This is a genomic window from Polaromonas sp. P1_F2, from assembly GCF_056405735.1.
Window position 1 is genome coordinate 47,253 of record NZ_JBFUBN010000010.1, and the last position, 16,854, is coordinate 64,106.

General features: G+C 65.2%; 11 protein-coding genes and 1 riboswitch. Of the genes, 4 read left to right on the forward strand and 7 right to left on the reverse strand.

Annotated features, from left to right (window positions below):
* Positions 1-19 precede the first annotated feature (19 nt).
* The 3 genes from metF to ahcY all read right to left on the reverse strand — a co-directional run bounded on the left by metF (position 20) and on the right by ahcY (position 3,463).
* Positions 20-853: a methylenetetrahydrofolate reductase [NAD(P)H] gene (gene metF, locus AC1D0O_RS18735; protein ID WP_477655000.1), complete on the reverse strand. Its 834-nt coding sequence runs from the start codon at positions 851-853 to the stop codon at positions 20-22.
* A 10-nt stretch (positions 854-863) separates the two neighbouring features.
* Positions 864-1,874: a TlyA family RNA methyltransferase gene (locus tag AC1D0O_RS18740; RefSeq protein ID WP_477655001.1), complete on the reverse strand. Its 1,011-nt coding sequence runs from the start codon at positions 1,872-1,874 to the stop codon at positions 864-866.
* 158 nt (positions 1,875-2,032) lie between these two features.
* Positions 2,033-3,463, reverse strand: a complete 1,431-nt coding sequence (gene ahcY, locus AC1D0O_RS18745; RefSeq protein WP_477655002.1) for an adenosylhomocysteinase — start codon at positions 3,461-3,463, stop codon at positions 2,033-2,035.
* A gap of 104 nt (positions 3,464-3,567) precedes the next feature.
* Positions 3,568-3,640, reverse strand: a riboswitch (S-adenosyl-L-homocysteine riboswitch).
* Between the two features lie 180 nt (positions 3,641-3,820).
* On the opposite strand from ahcY, the gene AC1D0O_RS18750 reads away from it, so the two are divergent.
* Positions 3,821-4,615: an HAD family hydrolase gene (locus AC1D0O_RS18750; RefSeq protein ID WP_477655003.1), complete on the forward strand. Its 795-nt coding sequence runs from the start codon at positions 3,821-3,823 to the stop codon at positions 4,613-4,615.
* Here the strand turns inward: AC1D0O_RS18750 and AC1D0O_RS18755 are convergent.
* Positions 4,612-5,859, reverse strand: coding sequence for an MFS transporter (locus AC1D0O_RS18755; RefSeq protein WP_477655004.1), 1,248 nt, complete (start codon positions 5,857-5,859; stop codon positions 4,612-4,614). The two genes, AC1D0O_RS18750 and AC1D0O_RS18755, sit on opposite strands and share 4 nt — an antisense overlap.
* Positions 5,860-5,964: 105 nt before the next feature.
* Here AC1D0O_RS18755 and AC1D0O_RS18760 point away from each other — a divergent pair, with 105 nt between their 5' ends.
* Entirely contained in the window at positions 5,965-6,537 is a 573-nt protein-coding gene (locus AC1D0O_RS18760) for a TetR/AcrR family transcriptional regulator (protein ID WP_477655005.1), read from the forward strand.
* A gap of 7 nt (positions 6,538-6,544) precedes the next feature.
* On the opposite strand, the gene AC1D0O_RS18765 is transcribed toward AC1D0O_RS18760, so the two are convergent.
* Positions 6,545-7,510 carry a Bug family tripartite tricarboxylate transporter substrate binding protein gene (locus AC1D0O_RS18765; protein WP_477655006.1) on the reverse strand — a complete coding sequence of 322 codons (966 nt, stop codon included), beginning with the start codon at positions 7,508-7,510 and terminating at the stop codon, positions 6,545-6,547.
* Positions 7,511-7,934: 424 nt separating this feature from the next.
* Here AC1D0O_RS18765 and AC1D0O_RS18770 point away from each other — a divergent pair, with 424 nt between their 5' ends.
* Positions 7,935-8,603 carry a hypothetical protein gene (locus AC1D0O_RS18770; RefSeq protein ID WP_477655007.1) on the forward strand — a complete coding sequence of 223 codons (669 nt, stop codon included), beginning with the start codon at positions 7,935-7,937 and terminating at the stop codon, positions 8,601-8,603.
* Positions 8,604-8,611: 8 nt separating this feature from the next.
* Here AC1D0O_RS18770 and uvrA read toward each other — a convergent pair whose 3' ends face one another.
* Positions 8,612-14,491, reverse strand: coding sequence for an excinuclease ABC subunit UvrA (gene uvrA, locus AC1D0O_RS18775; RefSeq protein ID WP_477655008.1), 5,880 nt, complete (start codon positions 14,489-14,491; stop codon positions 8,612-8,614).
* 193 nt (positions 14,492-14,684) lie between these two features.
* Between uvrA and AC1D0O_RS18780 the strand changes: the two genes are divergently transcribed.
* Positions 14,685-15,797, forward strand: a complete 1,113-nt coding sequence (locus tag AC1D0O_RS18780) for an ABC transporter substrate-binding protein (protein ID WP_477655009.1) — start codon at positions 14,685-14,687, stop codon at positions 15,795-15,797.
* A 449-nt stretch (positions 15,798-16,246) separates the two neighbouring features.
* Here the strand turns inward: AC1D0O_RS18780 and AC1D0O_RS18785 are convergent, their stop codons facing one another.
* A complete protein-coding gene (locus AC1D0O_RS18785; protein ID WP_477655010.1) occupies positions 16,247-16,720 on the reverse strand; it encodes a hypothetical protein in 474 nt (157 codons plus the stop codon).
* Between the last annotated feature and the right edge of the window lie 134 nt (positions 16,721-16,854).

The following is a 16,854-nucleotide window of genomic DNA, read 5'->3' on the forward strand; positions in this document are numbered from 1 at the left end:
GCCGCATGGGTGGCCGAGTTCAGGCCCGCTGCTGCAGCCGCCCGATGATTTCGGTCGTCGCCGCGGCCTGGTTCATCGTGTAGAAATGGATGCCGGGCACGCCCGCGGCATACAGCTGCTCGCACAGGCCGGTGATCACGTCCAGGCCGAAGCTTTTGATGGACGCGGTGTCGTCGCCGAAGCCCTGCAGGCGCAGGCGTATCCAGCGCGGGATCTCGGCGCCGCAGGCGTCGGAAAAGCGCATGAGCTGCGTGGAACTGATGATGGGCATGATGCCGGGCACCACAGGCACGTCCACGCCCAGCGCCTGCGCGTCGTCAACGAAGCGGAAGTAGGCGTCGGCATTGAAGAAATACTGCGTGATGGCCGAATCGGCGCCAGCCTTGACCTTTTTGACGAAGGCCTGCAGGTCGGCGTCGGCCGATCGGGCCTGGGGATGGACCTCGGGGTAGGCCGCTACCTCGATGTGGAACGCGTCACCGGTTTCCTCGCGGATAAAGGCCACCAGGTCGCTCGCGTAATGGAACTCGCCGCCGGCGCCGTAGCCGCTGGGCAGGTCGCCGCGCAGCGCCACCAGGCGCTTGACGCCCATGGCCCGCAGCGTGGCCAGTTGCACGCGCACCGTGGCCTTGGTCGCGCCCACGCACGAGAAATGGCAGGCCGCGGCCACGCCTTCGTCGAGGATTTCCTTCACGGTGCCGAAGGTGCCATCCTGCGTGGAGCCGCCGGCGCCGAAGGTGACCGAGCAGAACTCGGGCTTGTGCGCATACAGCGCCTGGCGCGCCACGCGCAGTTTCGCCGCGCCTTCGGGCGTCTTGGGCGGGAAGAATTCAAAGCTGAGGGGCAGGTTCATCACGTATCTCTCACTCGTTGTCGGTTTTTTTGTCGCGCCGTTTGCCGCGCGCGGGTCCGGGCTGGCCTGCATGCGCGAGTTCGGAGTCCTCGTGCGGCGCGCGGGAGGCGCGCATTTCGGCGCGCGGAACCCGCTTGGCGACCTTGCGCTGCGGCGCGGCCGGTAGCGGCTGGTCTTCACCCGCCACCTCATCGCCTTTGACGGCCTGGATGAAAAATTCGCGGTTGCCGTCACCGCCTTCAATCGGCGAAGCCAGCCAGGCTTTCACTTCAAGCCCCAGTGCCGCGCAGGCATCGCGCAAACGCTTTTCCACGAACTCGAAGTGGGCAGGGTCGCGCACGATGCCGCCCTTGCCGATCTGGCCGGGCTGCAGCTCAAACTGCGGCTTGACCAGCATCAGCAGGTCGCCGCCGGGCTTGAGCAGGCGCACCACGGCAGGCAGCACCAGCGTCAGCGAGATAAAGGACAAGTCGCCGGTCAGGAAGTCGAAGTCGGCTTCGATGGACGGGGTTTCGTCGCCTTCGTCGTCAGCATCGAAGTCATCCGAAAAATCCATGTCGCCGCTATCGCCCGCATGGCCGGCCACCAGGTCGGCGGCCGTCATGGAACGCGCATTGACACCTTCGATGCAAACAACACGCGGGTCTTCGCGCAGGCTGGCATGCAGCTGGCCGTGGCCCACGTCGACACCCACCACCTGCACGGCGCCGTGCTGCAGCAGGCAGTCGGTGAAACCGCCGGTCGACTGGCCGATGTCCAGGCAGCGCAGGCCGGCCACGGACAGGCCCGTGGCCTTGAGCGCGCCTTCGAGCTTGAGCCCGCCGCGCGAGATGTATTTGGCTTCCGTGGTGTCCAGCAGCTGAAGCTCCGCGCCTTCCGGGATCTCGTCACCGTTCTTGGCGACTTTTTTCCAGGGCGCCTCCGCCTCCGCACGCCACTGCACGCCCGATGCAATCAGGCGCTGGGCCTGCGAGCGGGTGGCGGCATGGCCGTGGTCGACGAGGAAGAGGTCAGCGCGCATGTAGTGTTCCGGTATTCCAACAACAGCCTCAAGGGCGTAGCGAGCGGCTCGAGAGCAAGGCGCGGGCGTCAGGCAACCGCAATGCACTTGAGGTGCATGAGGATTGCCTGATCGGGACCCGCAACGCCGCTATCGGGTCGCGCAGTAGCCACAAAAGATCAGTAGCGGTAGGTATTGGCTTTGTACGGGCCGGCTTTGCTGACACCGATGTACGCAGCCTGCTCATCGCTCAGCTCGGTCAGCACCGCGCCAACCTTCTTCAGGTGCAGGCGCGCGACCTTTTCGTCCAGGTGCTTGGGCAGCACGTAAACCTTGCCCACTTCGTAGTCGGCTTGCTTGGTGAACAGCTCGATCTGCGCGATGGTCTGGTTGGCGAAGCTGGACGACATCACGAAGCTCGGGTGGCCGGTGCCGCAGCCGAGGTTCACGAGACGGCCCTTGGCCAGCAGGATGATGCGCTTGCCGTCGGGGAAGATCACGTGGTCGACTTGCGGCTTGATCTCTTCCCAGGTGCATTTTTCGAGCGCGGCGACGTCGATCTCGTTGTCGAAGTGGCCGATGTTGCAGACGATGGCCTGGTCTTTCATCTTCGCCATGTGGTCGTAGGTGATCACGTTCTTGTTGCCGGTGGCGGACACGAAAATGTCGGCCTTGTCGGCGGCGTATTCCATGGTCACGACCTTGTAGCCTTCCATCGCGGCCTGCAGGGCGTTGATCGGATCGATCTCGGTCACCCACACCTGGGCGCTCAGTGCGCGCAGGGCCTGGGCCGAGCCCTTGCCCACGTCGCCGTAGCCGGCCACGAGCGCGACCTTGCCGGCCACCATCACGTCGGTGGCGCGCTTGATCGCGTCGACCAGGGATTCGCGGCAGCCGTAGAGGTTGTCGAACTTGGACTTGGTGACGGAATCGTTGACGTTGATGGCGCGCAGGGCCAGCGTGCCCTTGGCCGACATTTCATTGAGGCGCAACACGCCGGTGGTGGTTTCTTCGGTCACGCCGATGATGTTCTTCAGGCGGCGGCTGTACCAGGTCGGGTCCTGCGCGAGCTTGGCCTTGATCGAGTTGAACAGGCAGATTTCTTCTTCGCTGGTCGGCTTGGAGATCAGGCTCGCGTCTTTCTCGGCCTTGGTGCCCAGGTGCATCAGCAGCGTCGCGTCGCCGCCGTCGTCCAGGATCATGTTGGGGCCTTCTTCAGGCGTGCCCTTGGCGCCGCTGAATTCAAAGATGCGGTGGGTGTAGTCCCAGTAGTCGGCCAGGGTTTCGCCCTTGATGGCGAACACCGGCGTGCCGGCGGCGGCGATCGCGGCGGCGGCGTGGTCTTGCGTCGAGAAGATGTTGCACGAAGCCCAGCGCACGTCAGCGCCCAGGGCCTGCAGGGTTTCGATCAGCACGCCGGTCTGGATCGTCATGTGCAGCGAACCGGTGATGCGCGCGCCCTTCAGCGGCTGCGCCTTCGCGAACTCTTCGCGGATGGCCATCAGGCCGGGCATTTCGGTCTGGGCGATGTTCAGTTCCTTGCGGCCCCAGGCGGCAAGCGAGATGTCGGCAATGATGTGGTCGGTGGAAGGTTTCAGGACGGCGCTCATACGGTTCTCCAATAATCAAACGTAGTAACTGGGCAAAATCGCCACGGGCATGCGGCATTCAAGGAAGGGGGAATTCAGTCATTCACCCGGCTTGAGAGAGCACATGCGGGTGAGCGTGGTTGCAATGAAGTCCTGAGCCTGGTCCACGTGATGTGGCTTGCAACGCTCCTCAGGAAGCCACGATTGTAATTCCATTTCCAATTCAAAGCGATAGGTCGTTGCACCGCCTTGCCGTGCTGTAGCACTGTCTGCGGCGGCGCGCCTACTACTCTCGCTTCGAATTGAAAACGGAATTACCGCCCCGGGGCCCGCTCAGCCTTTGAAAGCCGCGAGCAAGAGCCGTGCGAAAATTTCACCATGCAAGAATTTTCCCGCTGGCCTGTTACAGAGCGCCGCCGCATTACAGGCGTCTTCACTGATATCGACGACACACTGACCACCGAAGGGGAGATCACCCCCGATGCGCTGGAAGCTTTGGGTGAATTGAAAGCCGCCGGGTTCAAGATCGTAGCCATCACCGGCCGCCCGGTCGGCTGGAGCGAGCCTTTCGCGGCGCGCTGGCCTGTCGATGCCATCGTGGCGGAGAACGGCGCGGTGGCCCTGCTGCCGGATGCCAAAAGCCCCCCGCCTCGGCCGCTGGCCAAGATCTACCAGCAGGATGCGACCACACGCAGCGCCAACTTCAGCCGCATGCAGGCCGTGCTGGCGCGCATCGAACGCGAACTGCCGGGCGTGCACCGCGCCACCGATTCACCGGGCCGCGAGACCGACATTGCCATCGACCACAGCGAATTCACGCAACTCAGCGACGCGCAGATCGCCGCCGTGGTGGCGCTCATGAAAAGCGAGGGCATGCACGCCACCGTGAGCAGCATCCACATCAACGGCTGGTACGGCGACCACAACAAGCTCGAAGGCGCGCGCTGGATTGTCCGACAGCTCTGGCAGCAGGATCTCGATGCCGAAATGGACAACTGGGTCTACGTAGGCGATTCGACCAACGACCAGCTGATGTTCAAGACCTTTGCCAACAGCGTGGGCGTGGCCAACATCGCGCGTTTTGTGCCGCAGCTCGCACATCTGCCGCGCTATGTGACGCGCGGCGAGCGCGGCGCCGGTTTTACCGAGGTAGCCCGAGCGCTATTGGACTAACCGAGGGCGCCCGCGCGGCGCAGCGAAATCCAGCGCAGCCAGGCGCCCAGCGCGGCCACGGCCAGCACCAGGCCCGCATAGCCCTCGGCCGTGGCCGGCAGGCCCAGCGGCGCAATCAGCCGGCCGGCCAGCATGGCGGGCACGCTGAACGCCAGGTAGCTGGTGGCGTACAGCGCCGCGAACAGTTCGGCGCGTTGCTGCGGCTGTGCCAGCGGGGCCAATGTCTGGACTTGGGCCGAGAAAGCCGAGCCGCCGCCGAAACCGGCCAAGGCCGTGCCCGCGAAAAACAGCGCCACCGAATGCGTGGCCAGCGACACGGCCACCCCGCCGGCGCCCACGGCCAGCAAAGCCATGCCCAAGGCGCTCATGCGCACGGGCGACAGGCGGCGGAGCAAAGTCGGCGACACGGCGCCCAGGCCGAAAAAAGTCGAAATGGCCAGCCCGTTGACGATGCCGTTGTGGATGCCGAAGATCTGCTGCAGCATCGAAGGCACCAATGAGAGGTAGAGACCCGCGAAGGACCAGACGGCCAGCATCGTCGGCACGCCGCGCACAAACTCGGCGCGCGCCTGCACGGGTATCGAAATACGCGGTACCAGCGAAGCCAGCGCACCGGGGCGCGGCGTGGCACTTTCGGGCAGGAACAACGTCGCCACCGCACCCGTAATACAAATGGCGGCGAGCACGCCGAACACCAGCGGCACCGGGTGCAGCGCGAACTGCACGGCGATGCCGGTCAGCAGCGCGCCCACGGCCAGGCCCGCCAGCGGCGAGACGCTGCCTATCATCGCGCCCAGGCGTTTTTGTGCGGCAGGGGCCGCTTCCACCACCGCCGCCGTCAGCGCGCCGCTGACCATGCCGGTCGCGATACCCTGCACGACACGCGCCGCGATGATGCCGTTGATGCCCTCGGCCAGCAAAAAAGTCAGCATCGCGCCGGCCTGCAGCAACAAGGCGGTAAACACCACGGGGCGCCGGCCTATGTGGTCGGACAGCGAGCCGGCCACCAGCAGCGAGGCCAGCAGCGCAATCGCGTAAATCGCGAACGCCACCGTCAGCAGCGCCGGCGAAAAGCCCCATTGCTGCTGGAACACGACAAACAGCGGTGAAGGCGCACTGCCCGCCACGAAGAACGCGAACAGCAAGATGGCCAACAGCGGGAAAGCGGCGGCGGGTGGCAGTTGCCAGCGGGCGGGCGTTGAACGGGACGAGGGTGGCAATGAGGGAGCAGCAGGGGTCGTCATGGGGAGCACTCGACTTTCTTAAAGCGAATTTATTTGCGTTTGTAAATTCTACGCCGATTTCAAAATTAACGCAAAGATCGTTGCTTTAGGTTAAAATTCGCCCTGATGAGCACTTCACAAACACTCCAGGTCAAACGCCCCGGCGGCCGCAGCGCCCAGGTCCAGGCCGTGGTGCGCAAGGCGCTCGAAGAGCTGATTGCCCAGGAAGGCCGCGACAAGGTCACCGTGCCGGCCGTGGCCGAGCGCGCCGGCGTCAGCGCCTCCAGCATTTACCGGCGCTGGGGCGACGTGAACGGGCTGCTGGGCGAAACCGCCACGCAGCGGCTGGACCCGAATCGCCCCCTGCCAGAGACGGGCGACCTGAAAGCCGAACTCGCGGCCTGGGCCAGGGAGCTGATCACCCACCTCAACAAGCCCGGCAATGCCTCGATGCTGAAGGCAGCGGCCGCGCTGGCCGGCTCGGAAGAAACCAACTGCCTGAAGAACCGCCGCAACGAAGCCACCGTGCTGGTCAAGCGCGCCCAGGCCCGCGGCGAGACCACCCCCACGGTGCAGCAGGTGCTGGACCACATGATGGCCCCCATCATTTACCGGTTGATTTTTGGCGCGGGCGTAGCACCGAGCCTGGCCGACCAACTCGCCGACGAAGTATTCGTACTTTCCGGCGTTGAGCGCTGAGCGTTAGTTAGTTGGGTTTCGCAAGCCCGAGCTTGTCGATGAGTGCCTTCTCTCGGACCACCGTGTCCTGCGCGAACTTCGTGTAGTCGGCCGAACTCAGGTAGTTGGGCAGCATGTCGTAGCGGGCCAGGGCCGCCACGTAGCTGGGCTCCTCCATCGCTTTCTTGAAGGCATCGTGCAAACGCCTGACCACCTCGGGCGGCGTGCCCTTGGGCGCGCCTAAACCGAAAGGCGAGTTCTGCACGATGTCATAGCCCAGCTCCTTGAGGGTGGGCGCATTCGGGAATTTGTCCAGCCGCTTTTCGCCCCAGGTGTTCAACACGCGCAGCTTGCCGGCCTCCACCTGCGGCGCAAAGCCGGTGCTGTCGGCGCCCGCCATCAGCTGGCCGCTGACCAGCGCCAGCATCAAATCAGAGCTGCCCTTGTAGGGCACATGCTGCAGCTCGATGCCGGCTTTTTGCGCGATGAGCTCCGTCGTCAGGTGCGGGCTGGTCAGCGTGCCGGTAGAGCCGTAGGTGAGCTTGCCGGGATTGGCCTTGGCATAGGCCACAAAGTCGGCCCAGGTCTTGAACGGGCTGTCGGCCGGCACCACGATGCCGAAGGCATAACCCGTCACGTTGATCACGTAGCTGATGTCCTTGACCGGGTCCCAGTTGATCTTGGTCGTGTAGCCCAGGCGGAACACGCCCAGCGGAATCTGCGCCAGCGTGTAGCCGTCGGCCTGCGCGCTTTGCAATTGCTGGGCCGGCAAGGTGCCGCCCGCGCCGGGCTTGTTCTCGACGATGACCGGCTGGCCCAGGATCTTGCCGGCGTTATCGGCCAGCGAGCGCATGGTGATGTCGGTCGGCCCGCCGGCCGGGAAGGCGATCACCAGCTTGATGGGCTTGACGGGAAAGGTCTGCGCCAGCGCGGCGGCGCCGATCACAGGCATCGCCAATGCGGCGGCGGATTGAAGTAAATGGCGGCGGTGCATGGGAATGTCTCCGTTGTTTTTGGGAATAGCGGCCATCATGCCCGCCGATCGGCCTTGGCGCATCAGGGCAACACCTGAATACCAGATCGGGGTTCCTGCCGGCCTCGAAACAGGCCTCCGTCGCTCGCCACCCGGAATCTGTCGGCGCTTGCCGACGAAACAGGCTCTTGAATTTGCTGGATATTTTGACGGGGCTGAAGACGCCTGTCGGCCTATGCCGACGCCTCCGCTTGACCCTCAATTTAAAAGATGTTGATTTGACTGGATTTTTTCCGTGGCACGGATTGTGAAAAGTCCATGCGCTGGCGCGAAAAGTTGCTTGAACCATTTGGGATTCATTTGCGACTGATGTGCGCCACAGCGCAACAGCGCAAAACGCAAAGCGCATTTATCAACACTCCATTCAGGATTTTTAAGGACTTATATGAAACTCAAACATCTCGCTCTCCTGGCCGCACTGATGATGGCCGGCCAGTCGTGGGCACTGACCGCTTACGAAAAACAGCATGGCTGCAACAACGACGGCGAAGGCTGTGCCGGCGGCGGTGGCGCCGGACAGGGCGGTGGCGGCGGTAATCAAACGTCCGCCTACACGGGGGCCTGGATATATGAAGGCAGCCTCTGGGAGAGCTTTGAAGACGACCAGGGTGGTTTTGACATCGAGACCAACATGAGCACTGGAAAAAAGACAGTTCACATGGGCAATGCCGGCGCCTTTCTTATCAAGCCGCCACCTCCACACCACGAAATGAAGCGTTCCAGCCTGGTCTATGGCGCCATGGCGCCAGCGCAAACTCTGGCCCAAGCCAAGAAGAAGGCTGAAGAGGAAAAAGCCAAAAAGGCGCTGGCTGAAGCCGCCGCCAAGAAGGCCGCCGAAGACAAAGCGATTGCCGACGCCGCTGCCGCCAAGAAAGCCGCAGAAGCCAAAGCAGTTGCGGAAGCCATCCAGAAAGCCGGCGGCGCCGGCGCCTATTCCGCCGGTCTCGGGGCGCCTGCTTCCGCCAAGCCGGCCGGTGGCGGCGTCGTTGCCGGCACGCCGGCCATCGGTGTGCAGCCTGCGGCCGGAGCCATCACCGCACGCAAAAAACCGTAAGACCCCGGCTATCCGGCGGTCCGCTCGAGCACGCTCTTCAAGGCCTTGCCCGTGTGCGTCCCCTGCTTGACCACCGCCTCCGGCGGCGCCGAGGCCACCACACGCCCACCCGCATTCCCGCCATCCGGGCCCAGGTCGATCACCCAGTCGGCTTCGGCGATCACGTCGAGGTCGTGTTCGATCACCACCACGCTGTGGCCGCCGTTGACCAGCCGATGCAGCACGTGGATCAGCTTTTCGACGTCGGCCATGTGCAGGCCCACCGTGGGCTCGTCCAGCACATACAGCGTGTGCGGCGCCTTCTGGCCGCGGCGCGTGATGTCGTCGCGCACCTTGCTCAGTTCGGTCACCAGCTTGATGCGCTGCGCCTCGCCGCCCGACAGCGTCGGTGAGGGCTGGCCCAGCGTCAGGTAGCCCAGGCCCACGTCTTTCAGCAGCTGCAGCGGGTGGCTGATGTTGGGCATGGAGGAGAAGAAGTCCACCGCCTCGTCCACTTCCATCTTGAGCACGTCGCCGATGTTCTTGCCGCGCCAGGTCACGGCCTGGGTTTCAGGGTTGAAGCGCGCGCCGTGGCAGGTTTCGCAAAGCACCTTCACGTCGGGCAAAAAGCTCATGCCGATGGTGCGCACGCCCGCGCCTTCGCAGGTCGGGCAGCGGCCTTCACCGGTGTTGAACGAAAAGCGCCCGGCGCCGTAGCCGCGCGCGCGCGCCTCCAGCGTGTCGGCGAAGAGCTTGCGTATCGTGTCCCAGAAACCGATGTAGGTGGCCGGGCAGGAGCGCGGCGTCTTGCCGATCGGCGTCTGGTCGACTTCCAGCACGCGGTCCACGGCCGCATAGCCTTCGATGCGTTCGCAGCCGGTCCAGTCAGGCGTCTTGCCCCTGTCGTCGGCATCGCGCCCGGACTTGGTCGAACGCTGCATCACGCCGGCGTGCACATTGGTCAGCAGCACGTCGCGCGCCAGCGTCGACTTGCCGGATCCCGACACGCCCGTCACCGCCACCAGGCGGTACAGCGGCACCGTGACCGACACGTCCTTGAGGTTGTGCAGGTCGGCGTTGACCACCGTGAGCCAGGAGGTGAATTTGCTGGCCGCGGCGGGCGCCGCGTTGTGCAGCGCGCTGGCATTGGCCGCGGCGGCTTTGAGTGCCGCGGCCTTGAGCAAAGCCGCCTTCTGCTTGCTCACGGGCTTGGCGTTGGCGTCGGTGACGGCCGCCTCCACCACGTCCACCGGCGCAGCGCCCTTGCGCGTTTCGCGGCGGGCGTGCAAGGGGTGGATCAAGGGGTTCGCCAGGTAGCGGCCCGTCAGCGACTCGGGGATGGCCGACAGCTGCGCCGCCGTGCCCTGCCCCACCAGCGTGCCGCCGCGCTTGCCCGCGCCGGGGCCGATGTCGATGATGTTGTCGGCGCGGCGAATCGTGTCTTCGTCATGCTCGACCACCACCAGCGTGTTGCCGCGGTCGCTGAGCTTGCCCAGCGCGCTCAGCAAAATCTGGTTGTCGCGCGGGTGCAGGCCGATCGTCGGCTCGTCCAGCACGTAGCAAACGCCCTGCAGGTTGGAGCCCAGCTGCGCCGCCAGGCGTATGCGCTGCGCCTCGCCGCCCGAAAGCGTGGGCGCGCCGCGGTCCAGCGTGAGGTAGCCCAGCCCCACGTCCTCGAGGAATTCGAGGCGGCTCTTGATCTCGGGAATCAGGTCGCGCGCGATGCCGGCCTCGCGGCCCAGCAGCGCGAGTGTTTCGACCCAGCGCCGCACGTCGGTCACCGACAGCGCCGCGATGTCGGCAATGCCGACGCCGGCGAACTTCACCGCGCGCGCCGTCGCATTCAGGCGCGTGCCCGCGCAGCCCGGGCAGGCGGTGCCGGCCAGGTCTTCCACCTCGGGTTCGGCAAAACTCTGTTCACGGCCCTTGTTGTCGTCGTCCATCACCGAGTCGTCGAACACCTTGCGCTGTTCCTTGGTGAGCTTGACGCCCGTGCCCACGCAATCCGGGCACCAGCCGTGCTTGCTGTTGTAGCTGAAGAGGCGGGGGTCGAGCTCGGCATACGAGGTTGCGCAGACCGGGCAGGCGCGTTTGGTCGAAAACGCGATCAGCTTGCCGATGTTTTTGGCGCTGGCGCCGGCCATCATCGCGCCGCGCAAACCATCGAGCGGCGCCAGCACGTGGACCACGCCCTTGCCGTGTTCCAGTGCGGTGGCCAGCGCCGAACGCAGCGCGGCCTCGTTCTCGGGCGAGACACGGATGTCGGCGATCGGCAGCTCCACCGTGTGTTCCTTGAAGCGGTCAATGCGCGGGAAACCCGTGGTCGGCAAGAACTCGCCGTCGATGCGCAAATGCGTGTAGCCACGCGGGCGCGCCCAGTCGGCCAGTTCGGTGTAGACGCCCTTGCGCGCGATCACCAGCGGTGCCAGCAGACCTATGTGCTGGCCGCGGTAGGTCTTGAGCAGCTGCGCCGCGATGCTTTCGGGGCTTTGCGGCATCACGGCCGCGCCCTCTTTGGTGCAGTGCTGCACGCCCAGCTTCACATACAGCAGGCGCAGGAAATGCCAGACCTCGGTGGTGGTTCCCACGGTGGACTTGCGCCCGCCGCGCGACAGCCGCTGTTCAATCGCCACGGTGGGCGGGATGCCGTACACGGCGTCGACCTCGGGCCGGCCCGCCGGCTGCACGATGCTGCGCGCATAGGCGTTCAGCGATTCCAGGTAACGCCGCTGCCCTTCGTTGAACAGGATGTCGAAGGCCAGCGTGGACTTGCCGGATCCCGACACCCCCGTCACCACATTGAATTTGCCGCGCGGAATGTCGACCGACAGGCTCTTGAGGTTGTTCTCTTTCGCGTTGACGATCTGGATCAGGTTGGAGAAGGCCGGCCGCGTAGCCCAGACCTTGGGCCGCGACTCTTCCACACCGTGCACCTTGCCCATGGCCTGCTCGTATTCGCGCAGCGCGAGTGCGGTGTGGGACGTGGGATGCTGGCGCACCTCTTCCGGCGTGCCCTGGGCCACCAGCAGGCCGCCGGCCTCCCCGCCTTCAGGGCCCAGGTCTATCAGCCAGTCGGCAGAGCGGATCACGTCGAGGTTGTGCTCGATCACGATCAGCGAGTGGCCGGCCTCCAGCAGCTTGCGCAGCGCGCGCATCAGCTTGGCGATGTCGTCGAAGTGCAAACCAGTCGTTGGCTCGTCGAACAAGAAGAGCGTGCCGCGGCCCGGCTGCCTGAGCGCCAGCGCCTGTTTGCTGGCGCTGGTGGTCTTGCTGGCATTGGCCAGGAAACCCGCGAGCTTCAGGCGCTGCGCCTCGCCGCCCGACAGCGTGGGCACGGGCTGGCCCAGCTTCACGTATTCCAGGCCCACGTCCACGATGGGCTGCAGCGCACGCACCACCTCGCGGTCCTGCGCGAACAGTGCGATGGCCTCGCTGACCGTCAGATTCAGCACATCGGACACATTGAGCAGGCGCGGCTTGAGGTCGCCGATGGCCTTGCGCTCTATCGTCACTTCCAGGATCTCGGCGCGGTAGCGCTTGCCGTCGCAGTCCGGGCAGCGCAGGTAGACGTCGCTCAGGAACTGCATCTCGACATGCTCGAAGCCCGAGCCGCCGCAGGTCGGGCAGCGCCCGTCGCCGTTGTTGAAGCTGAACTTGGTGGCGGTGTAGCTGCGCTGTTTGGCCAGCGGCGCCAGCGCGAACAGGTCGCGCACCGCGTCCCAGGCACCCACATAGCTGGCCGGGTTGGAGCGCGCCGTCTTGCCGATGGGCGACTGGTCGACAAACACCACGTCGGTCAGGTGGTCGGCGCCCATGAGGCGGTCGTGCAGGCCCGGCGTCTCCGTCGCCTTGCCGAACTGGCGCAGCAGCGCCGGCGCCAGGATGTCCTGCATCAGCGTGGACTTGCCGGAGCCGCTGACGCCGGTCACGCAGACCAGGCGCTGCAGCGGGAAGTCCACCGTCAGGTTCTTCAGGTTGTGGTCGCGCGCGCCTTCGAGGATCAGGCGCGGCGTGTTCTCGGTCACCGCGCGCTTGAAGCCCATGCCCACCTGCTTGCGCGAACCCAGGTAGGCGCCGGTCAGCGTGTCGGCATGCTTGATGTCGTCGGGTGTGCCGTCGAACACGATCTGCCCGCCCTTCTCGCCCGGGCCGGGTCCCATGTCGATCAGGCGGTCGGCCGCCAGCATCACGGCCGGGTCGTGCTCGACCACCACCAGGGTGTTGCCCGCATCGCGCAGGCGGTGCATGGCCTGGGTGATACGGTTCATGTCGCGCGGGTGCAGGCCGATGGAGGGCTCGTCGAGCACAAACAGCGTGTTGACCAGCGAGGTGCCCAAGGCGGTGGTGAGGTTGATGCGCTGCACCTCGCCGCCCGAGAGCGTGCGGCTTTGCCGGTCCAGCGTGAGGTAGCCGATGCCGACGTCGCACAGGTATTTCACGCGCGTCTGGATTTCCTCGAACAGCGATTTAAGCGCCTGCAGCTCGGCGTCGTCGCCCATCACGTTCAGCGAGAGGCCGCTGAAGAACTGCCGCAGCCGGTCGATGGGCAGGCGCATCAGGTCGTGCAGCGCCAGGCCCGGCAGGGCCTCGAGCTGCTCGCGGCTCCAGTGCACGCCCACCGGCATGAAGCGCTGGCTGGGCGGCAGCACCGCGTCGGCCGCTTCCTTGGAGCCCAGGCGCCACAGCAGCGATTCGAGCTTGAGCCGCGCGCCGCCGCAGGTTTCGCAAGGCGTGTAGCTGCGGTACTTGGACAGCAGCACGCGGATGTGCATCTTGTAGGCCTTGCTTTCGAGGTATTCGAAAAAGCGCTTGATGCCGTACCACTGCTTTTTCCAGCTGCCGTCCTTGTAGCCCGGCATGCCGTTGATGACCCAGCCCTGTTGCGCCGGCGTGAGCTTGTACCAGGGCGTGTCGCGCGGAATGCCCGCCGCCTCGGCGTGGCGCATCAGGTCGTCCTGCGCTTCTTTCCAGGCCGGAGTCTGTATGGTCTTGATGGCGCCGGCGCGCAGGGTCAGCTTGTCGTTGGGAATCACCAGGCCGTAGTCCACGCCGATCACGCGGCCGAAGCCGCGGCAGGTTTCGCAGGCGCCCATGGCCGAGTTGAAGGAGAACAGCGAGGGCGTGGGGTTGGTGTAGCGCAGGTCGCTGTCGGGGCAATGCAGGCCCGTCGAAAACCGCCACATCACATCGGGATGACCATCTTCCGCATGCTGCACGTAGACATTCAGGCGGCCGCCGCGCTTCAGTGCCGTCTCGATGGCGTCCATCACGCGGGATTTTTCCACCGCGTGCGTGCGGAAGCGGTCGGCCACCACGTCGAGCAGTTTGTGCGGCCCGGCCGGTGTGGCGACGTCGCGCTGGGCATGCACGCGCGTGAAGCCGCTGACCGACAGCCACTGCTCGACCTGCTCGGCGCTGGTGTTGCCCGGCAGCTCGACCGGGAAGGTCAGCACCACGCGCGGGTCGCCTTCTTTGGTGCGCGCCATCAGTTCGGCGTAAATCGATTCCGGCGTGTCGTGGCGCACGTTCTGCGCGGTCTGCTTGTCGAACAGCTGTGCGGCGCGCGCGTAGAGCAGCTTCAGGTGGTCGTTGAGCTCCGTCATGGTGCCCACGGTGGAGCGCGAGCTGCGCACCGGGTTGGTCTGGTCGATGGCGATGGCAGGCGGCACGCCCTCCACCTTGTCGACGGCCGGCTTGTCCATGCGGTCCAGGAACTGGCGCGCATAAGCCGAGAAAGTCTCCACGTAACGGCGCTGGCCTTCGGCGAACAGGGTGTCGAACACCAGAGAGGATTTCCCCGAGCCGCTGGGACCGGTCACCACCGTCATTTCACCGGTGCGGATGTCGAGGTCGATGTTTTTGAGGTTGTGCTGGCGCGCGCCGCGGATGCGGATGGTTCCCTGGGACATGAGTGCGGTCTTTCCTGAAGAGGTCAAACATTCTAGGCAAAGCCTCCGGCCGTGCGGGGCGTGAGGATTAATGCCCCTTTTGTGCACTTTTGCCGCCGGCAATTAGGGCGCATTCTGGTTTTCCTGCTGACGGTTTTTGCACTTTCATGTTTAACTTTGGCGGTCTGGGATCGATTCATCAAGGAGACACACCATGTCAACAAGCAAGCGCTGGTGCGCGGCCCTCGCGATGGCCGTCCTGAGCCAGCTGGGCCAGGCGCAAATCCTGGTCGGGCAGACCGCCGGCTTCAGCGGCCCCGTGGGCGCCGGCGTCAAGGAAACCACCGAGGGCGCCAAACTCTACATCGACGCCGTCAACGCCAAGGGCGGCGTGAACGGGCAGAAGATCGAGCTGGTCTCGCTCGACGACAAGTTCGAGCCCAAGCTCGCGGCCGAGAACGCGCGCAAGCTGGTGGAAGAGCAGAACGTGGTCGCCCTGTTCCTCACGCGCGGCACGCCGCACACCGAGGCCATTCTTCCCCTGCTCGAAAAATACGGCATACCGCTGGTAGGCCCGTCCACCGGCGCCATGGTGCTGCACCAGCCGGTCAAGAAGCATGTGTTCAACGTGCGCGCCACCTACCAGCGCGAAGCCGAAAAAGCGGTCACCCACCTGCACTCCATGGGCATCACCCGCATCGGCATCGTCCATGCCGACGACAGCTTCGGCGCCGACGGTGTCATGGGCGCGCAGAAAGGCCTGGCCACGGCCAAGCTGCAACCGGCCGTGCTCGAAAAATTCGACCGCAGCAAACCCGACTTCGGGCCCATCGCACCCAAGGTCTACCAGTCGAACGCGCAGGCCGTCATCATGGTGGCCTCGGGCCAGGCCGTGGTCGACGGCATCAAGGCCTTCCGCGCGGCAGGCTCCACTGCGCAGATCGTCACGCTGTCAAACAACGCCTCGGGGGGCTTTGTGAAAAGCCTGGGCGACAATGCCCGCGGCGTCATCGTGACCCAGGTCTTTCCGTATGAGCGCTCCATCGCCTTCCCCATGGTCAAGGAAGCCCAGGAACTGGCCAAGGCCAAGGGCCAGAGCGAGGTGAGCCCCGCCATGCTGGAAGGTTTTGCCGCGGCCAAGGTACTGGTGGAAGGCCTGCGCCGGGCCGGCGCTAAACCCACGCGCGAAAAAATCCAGGCGGCACTTGAAGGCATGCGCAAGTACGACTTGGGCGGGCTGGAAGTGAGCTACTCCCCCGAAGACCACACCGGCCTGGACTTCGCCGACCTGTCCATCATCGGCACCGACGGCAAATTTAAGAGGTAGATAGCACCCCCCTGCCGACGCTCACTTCGTGTAGCGTCACCTCCCCCTAGGGGGACAGGCGCCTTGCGCCCGGCGGAGCCGGATCACGGCCCCTGCTTGTGAAGAGAGTCCCCCCTGCTGACGCTCACTGCGTGTAGCGTCCCCTCCCCCTGTGGGGGACAGGCGCCTTGCGCCCGGCGGAGCCGGATCACGGCCCCTGCTTGTGAAGAGAGTCCCCCCTGCTGACGCTCACTGCGTGTAGCGTCCCCTCCCCCTGTGGGAGACAGGCGCCTTGCGCCCGGCGGAGCCGGATCACGGCCCCTGCTTGTGAAGAGAGTCCCCCCTGCTGACGCTCACTGCGTGTAGCGTCCCCTTCCCCTGTGGGGGACAGGCGCCTTGCGCCCGGCGTAGCCGGATCGCGGCCCCTGCTTGTGAATTCGCAAACCCGCCGTCAAGCCGTGCAGGTTTGCTCAGAAGTAGAGGGCGTTTTCGAGTTCCTTGAACTTCTCGGGACCGACGGCTTCCTTGATCTTGGGCGCCAGCTCCTTGAGCTTGTCGATGTCGCCCGCGGCCTCCACCGCGAGGTTGAGCCGGAAACCCCTGAGGCCCAGGCCGGCGGTGAGCCGGGTCGCGATCGGGTAAGCCCTTGAATAGTGTTCCTGCGCCGTCAGCGTGGGCGATCCGTCGGCATTTTGCGCGGATGCGGCCGGCGCCGGGGCGGCGGCCACGGTTGGCGGCTGCGCCGCGGCCGGCGCGAGCAGGCCCAAGGTCAACAGGTGGGCGATGTCTTCCGCCGTGACGCCCAGGCCCGTGGTGGCCTTGACCACCTCCTCCATGCTGCGCTTGCCGTCAAACATGATGAAGGCGGAGCGCTGCCGCGGCGTCATCGGGATGGAACGGTCCTGCAGTGCGGATTGGCCTAATTCCGTCTTGGTGTAAATCATCAGCTGTTCTCCAGTAAAAACGCCGTGGGGCACAGACATTTGTGCATGGCGCAGAGACAGGTGTTAGTACTTTTTTGTCGCCTCTGATTCAATTTACCCCATTTTTGCCGCCAATGCACCTGTTTCGGGCACGG